The sequence below is a fragment of the Gordonia sp. GN26 genome (genome assembly GCF_054823965.1).
On the sequence record NZ_JSYC01000176.1, the window covers coordinates 21173 to 28992 of the forward strand.

The window sequence follows — 7820 nt, forward strand, 5'->3', positions numbered from 1 at the left end:
GAGAACTCGGACTCGTCGCGGTCGTACGCTGGGACGATACCGATGCGGCACCGGTCCGGGGCACCCGTCAATCGGATGACCGCCGAGTGGATGACGGCCATGTCTAGTACCCGATCCGGGTGGGCGTCAGCTTGTCGTCGGTGCTGCCGACACCGAGCTGACCGGTGGCGTTGAAACCCCAGCACCAGACGTCCGAGGACGCGAGTGCGCACGTCGTCCGGTCGCCCGTCGAGATCGCGGTTACATCGGACAATCCGTTGAGCCGCGTGGGATTCGGGCGGTCCTCCAGGGTGCCGTCCCCGACCGACCCCCAGGCGTTGGCGCCCCAGCAGTAGCCGACACCGCCCGCGATCGCGCAGGTGGTGTGCCCGGTTCCGGTGCTGATCGCGGTCACGTCGTCGACGCCGGAGACGAGTGTTGCGGTGGTGCGCGAGTCGTTGGTGCCGTCGCCGAGTTGTCCGAAAGCGTTGTCGCCCCAGCAATATGCGCTGCCGCCCGCGATGGCGCAGGTGGCCTGATCGCCCGCCGACACCGAGGTCGCGGCGTCGAGGTCGGCCACGCGGGTGGGCTCGGACCGGTTGTCGGTGGTGCCATCCCCGATCTGCCCGTTGTCGTTGAGTCCCCAGCAGTACGCGTCGCCGCCGGCGACCGCACACGCGAAGTTGACGCCGACACTGATCGAGGTCACGTCCTCGAGCCCGGCGACACGCACCGGACGGTACTGGTTGGCTGTCGAACCATCGCCCACCTGATCGAAATCGTTTGTGCCCCAACAATATGCAGACCCGGCTGCGATGGCGCACGTGGCCCAGTTGGCGGTCGAGATCGCGGTGACGTCGGCGAGGTCGGCCACCCGGGTCGGCTTCGGGCGGCTGGTCGTCGTGCCGTCGCCGAGTTGTCCGTAGTCGTTGTTGCCCCAGCAATAGGCGATGCCCTCGGCGACAGCGCAGGTGTTGGGCCCGCCGGTGCTGATCGAGGTGACGCCGGTGAGATCGGCGACGCGGGTGGGTGTCCAGCGGTTCGTCGTGGTGCCATCGCCGAGTTGTCCGGCCTGGTTGTCACCCCAGCACCAGGCGGCGCCATCGCGGATCGCACAGGTGGTACCGAGACCGGCACTGAGTTGCACCTCCTCGGCCGCGGCCGCCTGCGGACTCGAACCGCCGGTGCCGCCGCTGTGCTCGTCGCCACGCGTGAGGAGAACGACGGTCGCGGCCACCGCGAGCAGCGCGACGACCCCGATCGCGCCCGCGAGCAGCGGCCAACGGCGTCGTCCGCCCGGCGGTGCTGCCCGGGTGGGTGCGGAGTGGCCGGGTAGCGGGGGAGTGAAGCCCGGTGCGGAGAGTTGCTGCGTCTCCTGCGGCGGCCCCGGCCCATACCGAGGTGGTTGTGGTCCGGAATACGGGTGCTGCGCGGGCGGTGGCCGTGTCGTCGGACCGGCCCGCGGCGGGACGATCCGCGTCGCCGCGGCGTCGGTGCCGGTCGCGGCGAGCGCCCGCCGCAGATCGAGGGCGAAGTCGGTGCACGTGGGATAGCGGTCCAGCGGGCCGCGGGCCAGGGCGCGGTCGAAGACGGGGTCGAGCGCGGCGAGATCGGGCCGGTACCGGCTGATCCGCTCCGGCGGTGACGTCAGCTTCGCGACGATGTGCCGGGTCTGGGTGTCCGCCTCGTACGGCGTCGCGCCGGACAGCAGTTCGTAAGCGGTGCAGGCGAGCGCGTACTGATCCGACGCCGGGCCGGCCGGTTTGCCGTCGAGGATCTCCGGGGCGGCGTAGACCAGGGTGCCCACGAACGACGACGGCGCGGTCAGCGTGGTCGCGGTGGCGAGTTTCGCGATCCCGAAGTCGAGGACCACGACCCGGTCGAGGGCGTCGTCCATCGCCCGCCGGGTGACGAGGATGTTGCCCGGTTTGATGTCACGGTGCACGACACCGTGGGTGTGCGCGTAGTCGAGGGCGTCGGCGACGCGATCGACGATCGTGAGGATCTCGTCCGGCCGGAACGAGCCGCCCCGCAGATCCCTTCCGTCGAGGTAGGCCATGGTGAACCACGGATCGTCGTCGGTGACGCCGTAGTGAAAGATCGTGACGATGTTCGGGTGGTCGAGGGACGCCGCGGTCTGGGCCTCCCGGCTGAACCGGCGGACGAATTCCTCGTCGACGGTCTCGGCGACCGAGATGACCTTGAGTGCTTCGCGGCGTCGGAGTTGGGGGTTCTCCACCAGGTAGACCGTGCCCATACCGCCCGTGCCCAGGCGGCTGATCACGCGGTAGCCGGCGACCTCTTCTGGGTGGTGGGCCATCAGCGCCTCCTGGTGGCGTGACCTGTGATGCGACGACGATAGCCCCGGTCCGGCCGCCATGCCCCGGACACCGCACTTCTTTCATTCGAATGGCGTGGCACAATGCTCCCGTGGCAAACAACAGTGGTGACAAAGCCGGCAAGAAGCACTACGTCGACAACGGCTGGCCGAAGGACGAGGACGGCAACCATCCCGACCACGCGGTCTCCGAGCTCGCGACGCACATCTCGGGTGCGCTGTCCCCGTTCGGTGACACCGAGTTCCCGCTCCCGGTCGACGACCTGCCGTTCGTGCAGGCGAAGACGGTCGTCAACCGCTGACGCCGATGCCGACCACCGGAACTCCCAGCGGCGGGTCGGTCTCTCCGGAGGAAGGCGGCCGCCTGTCGCACATCGACGGCAGCGGCACGGCGCGCATGGTCGACGTCGGGCACAAGGCATCGACCAAGCGGCGTGCGATCGCCGGCGGCACCTTCCACACCACGGCCGAGGTGATCGGCCTCCTCAGTGAGTCGAAGCTGCCCAAAGGCGATGTCCTGGCGACCGCCCGCATCGCCGGGATCATGGCGGCCAAGCGCACCGACGAGCTGATCCCGCTGTGCCATCAGCTGGCGTTGTCGTCGGTCGAGGTCGACTTCACCATCGGCACCGACTCCATCGACGTGACCGCGACCGTAGCCACCTCCGGCCAGACGGGCGTCGAGATGGAGGCCCTCACCGCGGTCGCCGTCACCGGGTTGACGCTGCACGACATGGTCAAGGCCGTGGACAAGCGCGCCCGCATGGACGGCATCCGCCTGCTCGAGAAGACCGGCGGCAAATCCGGCGACTGGCTGCGGGACGCCCCGTCCGATGGCTGAGACCACCCCTCCCGACCCCGCGCGGCAACGCGTCGCCCAGATCGTCGTCGCGTCGACGCGGGCGAGCACCGGGGTCTACCCCGATCGCACCGGCCCGATCATCGAGGCCTGGCTCGTCGAGCAGGGTTTCTCCGTCGCCGAGCGCGATGTGGTGGCCGACGGTCCGCCGGTGGGCGCCGCGATCCGCGCCGCGGTCTACGCCGGCGTCGACCTCGTCCTCACCACCGGGGGAACGGGTCTGTCACCGACCGACCGCACCCCCGAGGAGACCCGGCCGCTGCTCGACGTCGAGATCCCCGGCCTCGCCGACGCCATCCGCGCGGCGGGACTGCCGAAGGTCCCGACGGCCGTGCTCTCGCGTGGCCTCGCCGGTATCGCCGGGACCACACTGGTGGTGAACCTTCCCGGCTCGACCGGCGGCGTGCGGGACGGCCTGGCCGTCCTCACCGGCGTCGTGCACCACGCCCTCGATCAGATCCGCGGCGGGGATCACTGATCGTCCCCCGATCACCGTGACAAGACAGGATTGACCAATGACCGTAGTCGTACACACCGCGGTGTCGGACCAGCCCATCGGGCTCGCCGACCACGAGGCGATGGTCGCCGACGCCTCGGACGGCAAGGCCGGTGCGATCGTCGGCTTCGTCGGGGCGGTCCGCGACCACGACGGCGGCCGGACCGTCGCCGAACTGGCCTACTCCGCCCATCCGACGGCGCCGAAGGTGCTCGCCGAGGTCGTCGAAGAGGTGTCGGCGGTCGAGGGTGTCCGCGCGGTCGCTGTCTCGCACCGCGTCGGCGACCTCGAGATCGGCGACGTCGCCTTCGTGGTCGCCGTGGCCGCCGACCACCGCCGCGCCGCCTTCGAGACCTGCGCCCGGCTCGTCGACGAGGTCAAGGCGCGTATCCCGGTGTGGAAGCACCAGTACTACGACGACGGCACCGAGGAGTGGATCAACTCGGCTTAACCGTCGAGGCTCGTCGCTGCGCTCCTCACACCTCAGGGAGCGAAGGGCCTAGGCCCCGGCACCACCGTCGACGGGCACGATCGCGCCCGTGACGAATGAGGCGCGGTCGCTGAGCAGGAACGCGGCGACCTCGGCGATCTCGCGCGGTTCGGCCATCCGGCCGAGGGGAGTGGACTCGCTGATCCATCGGGAGACTCCCGGGCTGGCCGCCTCCCACTCGTCGATCATCTCGGTGGCGGTGCCACCGGGTGTGAGCCCGTTGACGCGGATGCCGTCGCGTGCCCAGCTGACGGCCGCGGTCTCGGTGATGCTGTTCAGTGCGCGCTTCATCGCGCCGTAGGCGGGAAGGTCGGGGTTGGCGCGTCGCGAGCCGATGCTCGAGGTGTTCACGATCGCGCCGCCGCCATTGCGCCGCATCAGCTCGGCTTCGGCATTCATCGCGATCCAGTGCGCTCGGAAGTTCACCGCGAACTGCCGGTCGATGTCGGCGGCCGTGGTGTCCTGCAGCGGACCGGGTGCCTCCTGGATGACGGCGCCGTTGTTGAACGCGCCGTCGAGGCGGCCGTGCAGCTCCTCGGCACGCGCGATCGCGGCGTGGACACCGGCATCGTCGGCCAGGTCGAGGGCCACCGCGTCGGCGGTGCCGCCGGTCGACCGGATGTCGTCGACGATCCGCTCGAGGGCATCGACGCCGCGCGCGCCGAGCACCACCGAGGCGCCCTCGTGGGCGAACAGATGGGCTGCGGCGGCGCCGATTCCGCGGCTGGCGCCGCTGATGAAGATGACCTTGCCGGTGAGCAGGCCGATGGACGGGGTGGACCGGATTTCGGTGTTCTGGTTCATGGAATTCAGCGTGGCCGCGACGGGCGAGCTCATTCAGGCACAGGCAGTACTACTCTCCGCCGGCCGATCGGACGCACACTCGAGGTATGGACAAGCACGGGCTCGCCTCTTTCCTGCGGAGTCGACGTGAGCGTTTGCAGCCGGAGGACGTCGGTCTGCCGGCCGGCACCCGGCGTCGAACCCCTGGTCTGAGACGGGAGGAGGTCGCGGTGCTCGCACACATCTCGACCGAGTACTACGTGCGGCTCGAGCAGGGCCGCGCGCCCCGGCCGTCGGCGGAGGTCCTCGTCGGCATCGCCGGAGCGCTGCTGCTCACCGATGAAGAGTCCGACCATCTGCACATGCTCGCCGGAACGGCGCCACTGCGAAACTCCCTCCACCGGCGGGACGTGCGGCCGAGCATCGTCGCCCTCCTGAACCGCATGCCGCAGACCGCGGGTTTCGTGATGTCGGCGATCTTCGAGGTGCTCGCGTGGAACGATCTGGCGGCGGCGCTTCTGGAGGACTTCGGCGAACTCGGCCCGGCCGATCGCAACCTCGCGCGCCGCGCGTTCCTCACCGACGACGCCGCGCCGCTGTACGGCATCTCCGACGGCGCGGAGTTCCGCCACCACGTCGTCGCGAGGTTGCAGCTGGCGGCGACCCGCTATCCCTCGGACCCGGCGGTCGTCGGTCTCGTCGAGGACCTCCGGGAAGGCAGCGCACAGTTCGCCCGGCTGTGGGACCAGCACGACGTCGCTGCCGCACCGACGCTCCGGAAAACCCTGCGGCATCCGGTCGTCGGAGAGATCACGGTCGACTGCGATTCGCTGGAACTCGCCGAGCGGGATCAGCATCTGGTGCTCTACAGCGCGCCGGCGGGTTCGGCAGACGCCGAAGCGCTCGCCCTATTGCAGGTCCTGGGTTCCGACGCCGCCGGGCTGTCGGAGGCCACCTGAGAATTGGAAAAGGGCCCCGCACGGATCAGTCATCGTGCGGGGCCCTTCGTCTGGGTCCCTCTGTGCGCTGCGGATTGTGTCCGAGCTGCTACAGGTTAGGGCTGCTACTCGTCAGGGGTTGGGCAGCAGGTGCTTGTTGTCGTTGAACAGCTTGATCTGATCGGGGCTCAGCGAGACACCGCTGTTCTTGGCCGCGTTCCAGAGGTTCTCGACCTCGGGGCTCACACCGGCGTCGGTGAGAACCGAGGTGACCTGCTTGGCGACGTCGTCGGTGGTCTTGGCATCAGGAGCCTTGACGAGGCTGAAGCTGCCGTTGCCGTCCTGGAGCTTCTTCACGATCGGAGCCGGAACATCGCTCGGCGCGGTGCGCGGGGTGTGGCCCGACAGGCCGACGCCACAGGTGGGCCATGCGCCCTTGCCCTGCGAGGCGAGCACGCGCTCGGCGACGACGATCTGCTCCTCGCGGGTGGCCTGCTCGGCGGTCGGGGCGAACTCGCCGCCGCCGTGTCCGCTCCAGGTGCTCGGCGAGAACTGCAGGCCGCCGTGGTAGCCGTTGCCGGTGTTGATGGCCCAGTTACCGCCGGACTCGCACTGGGCGACCTGGTTCCATTCGGCATCGGTTGCGGCGTTCGCGGTACCGGTGCCCAGGAGGGCGGCTCCGCCACCGAGAACGGCGCCGGTGAGGGCGACCTTGGTGAAGGTCTTGGTGGTCGAGCTGGTCGTCTGCTTGCGATGACGTCCGGACATAGATCGATTCCTCTCTCCACGCGCCTACGAAGTCAGCTGTCGGGTTCGAGCGAGAGGTTGCTCGGCCCCAGTGCGTCACCGAGATTGTTAATCACGGTTCTGCGCCTGGGACTTAACCCCGAGGACACCTGGTGTGGTGCCCGGTCTCAGGGGATGAGGTTGGGTCCCCCGTCCTCGCTCCTAGATTTCGTGCGGTCGTACCCTCCGGCGGAGCGAGGCTCGGCGCGGCCGGCGGGACGTATGTTCTGTTTCCTTACCGTGACCTTCGAGAAGGTCGCTTCGTACAGTACGTCGTTCGATCGGCCGATTCACCTGCTTGTACGCAACTTATTTTTTGCTCAGAACCTGGTCTCGCGACCAACTTTCGGCGTCACCGCAGTTCATCGGGCCGGATGCGCTCCCGTGGCCATCTCGTTACCGCTCCGTTATGTGACTAAGGTCACAAGGCGGTTGTGGTGTCAGCCACCTGCGAACGGGGGAAGGACGTCGAGTGTCGAGCAGGTGCCGAGCGGGAGTGAACGGTCAGTGAAGGCGATCTCGTCGCGGAGATAAGAGCAGCGCTCCAGCACCTTTGCGAGTTCGGCGTTGCCGGCGGACAGCGTCGACTCGAGGTCGCCGAGGGTGGTCGCGGGGTCGATGTCGACGACACGCGAGTCGGTACCGGCGGCTGCCCGGGCAGCGGCGAAGAAGCGGACGGTGAGGTTCATCGGGGCCGAGCCTATCCGCCGATGGCGGACATCGGCCGCGTCGGCTGGACGAAGCCGGCCGCGTTCACCTCGTGTCCGGGAGCCTTCTGCCACATGTCGGAGCGCCACAGGGCGGCGACGGCGGCGTCGACCTCGTCGTCGGGCAGCGTGCGCAGCACGGCACGCAGATCGGTCTCCGACGAGGCGAACAGGCAGTTGCGCAGCGACCCGTCGGCGGTGAGTCGGGTGCGGTCGCAGTCGCCGCAGAACGGACGGGTCACCGAGGCGATCAACCCGACCTTGGCCGGGCCCCGCGAGGTCCGATGACCGTCGACGATCCAGGTGGCCGCCGGGGCACTGCCGCGCGGCGCCGGATCGGGCAGCAGATCGAACCGTGTGCGCAGCGTCGCGAGGATCTCGTCGGCGGTCACCATCCGGTTTCGCTGCCAGGCGTGGTCGGCGTCGAGGGGCATCTGTTCGATG

General features: G+C 69.3%; 10 protein-coding genes and 1 riboswitch. Of the genes, 5 read left to right on the forward strand and 5 right to left on the reverse strand.

The genetic code is table 11. The annotated features are described in order from the left end of the window. Positions 1-103: 103 nt before the first annotated feature. Positions 104-2299: an RCC1 domain-containing protein gene (locus OK17_RS22490; protein WP_232717236.1), complete on the reverse strand. Its 2196-nt coding sequence runs from the start codon at positions 2297-2299 to the stop codon at positions 104-106. An 89-nt stretch (positions 2300-2388) separates the two neighbouring features. On the opposite strand from OK17_RS22490, the gene OK17_RS22495 reads away from it, so the two are divergent. Genes OK17_RS22495 through OK17_RS22510 form a run of 4 tightly spaced genes read left to right on the forward strand, consistent with a single transcriptional unit; the run spans position 2389 to position 4123 of the window. Continuing rightward, entirely contained in the window at positions 2389-2619 is a 231-nt protein-coding gene (locus OK17_RS22495; RefSeq protein WP_006868182.1) for a hypothetical protein, read from the forward strand. A 5-nt stretch (positions 2620-2624) separates the two neighbouring features. Next, positions 2625-3158, forward strand: coding sequence for a cyclic pyranopterin monophosphate synthase MoaC (gene moaC, locus OK17_RS22500; protein WP_232717237.1), 534 nt, complete (start codon positions 2625-2627; stop codon positions 3156-3158). Continuing rightward, positions 3151-3654, forward strand: a complete 504-nt coding sequence (locus tag OK17_RS22505; RefSeq protein ID WP_232717238.1) for a MogA/MoaB family molybdenum cofactor biosynthesis protein — start codon at positions 3151-3153, stop codon at positions 3652-3654. The genes moaC and OK17_RS22505 overlap by 8 nt, the downstream gene beginning before the upstream one ends. 37 nt (positions 3655-3691) lie before the next feature. After that, entirely contained in the window at positions 3692-4123 is a 432-nt protein-coding gene (locus OK17_RS22510) for a molybdenum cofactor biosynthesis protein MoaE (RefSeq protein ID WP_006868179.1), read from the forward strand. Positions 4124-4171: 48 nt separating this feature from the next. On the opposite strand, the gene OK17_RS22515 is transcribed toward OK17_RS22510, so the two are convergent. After that, on the reverse strand, positions 4172-4966 hold the full coding sequence (locus OK17_RS22515; protein ID WP_461418816.1) for an SDR family NAD(P)-dependent oxidoreductase: 795 nt from the start codon (positions 4964-4966) through the stop codon (positions 4172-4174). Between the two features lie 86 nt (positions 4967-5052). Between OK17_RS22515 and OK17_RS22520 the strand changes: the two genes are divergently transcribed. Continuing rightward, positions 5053-5904 carry a helix-turn-helix domain-containing protein gene (locus OK17_RS22520; RefSeq protein ID WP_461418817.1) on the forward strand — a complete coding sequence of 284 codons (852 nt, stop codon included), beginning with the start codon at positions 5053-5055 and terminating at the stop codon, positions 5902-5904. Positions 5905-6015: 111 nt separating this feature from the next. On the opposite strand, the gene OK17_RS22525 is transcribed toward OK17_RS22520, so the two are convergent. From OK17_RS22525 to OK17_RS22535, 3 genes are all read right to left on the reverse strand, one after another. After that, positions 6016-6651, reverse strand: coding sequence for a transglycosylase family protein (locus OK17_RS22525; protein WP_232717244.1), 636 nt, complete (start codon positions 6649-6651; stop codon positions 6016-6018). A gap of 5 nt (positions 6652-6656) precedes the next feature. Continuing rightward, positions 6657-6855: riboswitch (cyclic di-AMP (ydaO/yuaA leader) on the reverse strand. Positions 6856-7109: 254 nt separating this feature from the next. Continuing rightward, positions 7110-7358: a MoaD/ThiS family protein gene (locus tag OK17_RS22530; protein WP_232717245.1), complete on the reverse strand. Its 249-nt coding sequence runs from the start codon at positions 7356-7358 to the stop codon at positions 7110-7112. Between the two features lie 11 nt (positions 7359-7369). After that, positions 7370-7820: GTP 3',8-cyclase MoaA family protein (locus OK17_RS22535; protein ID WP_461418818.1), on the reverse strand; the 451-nt coding region annotated here is incomplete at its 5' end.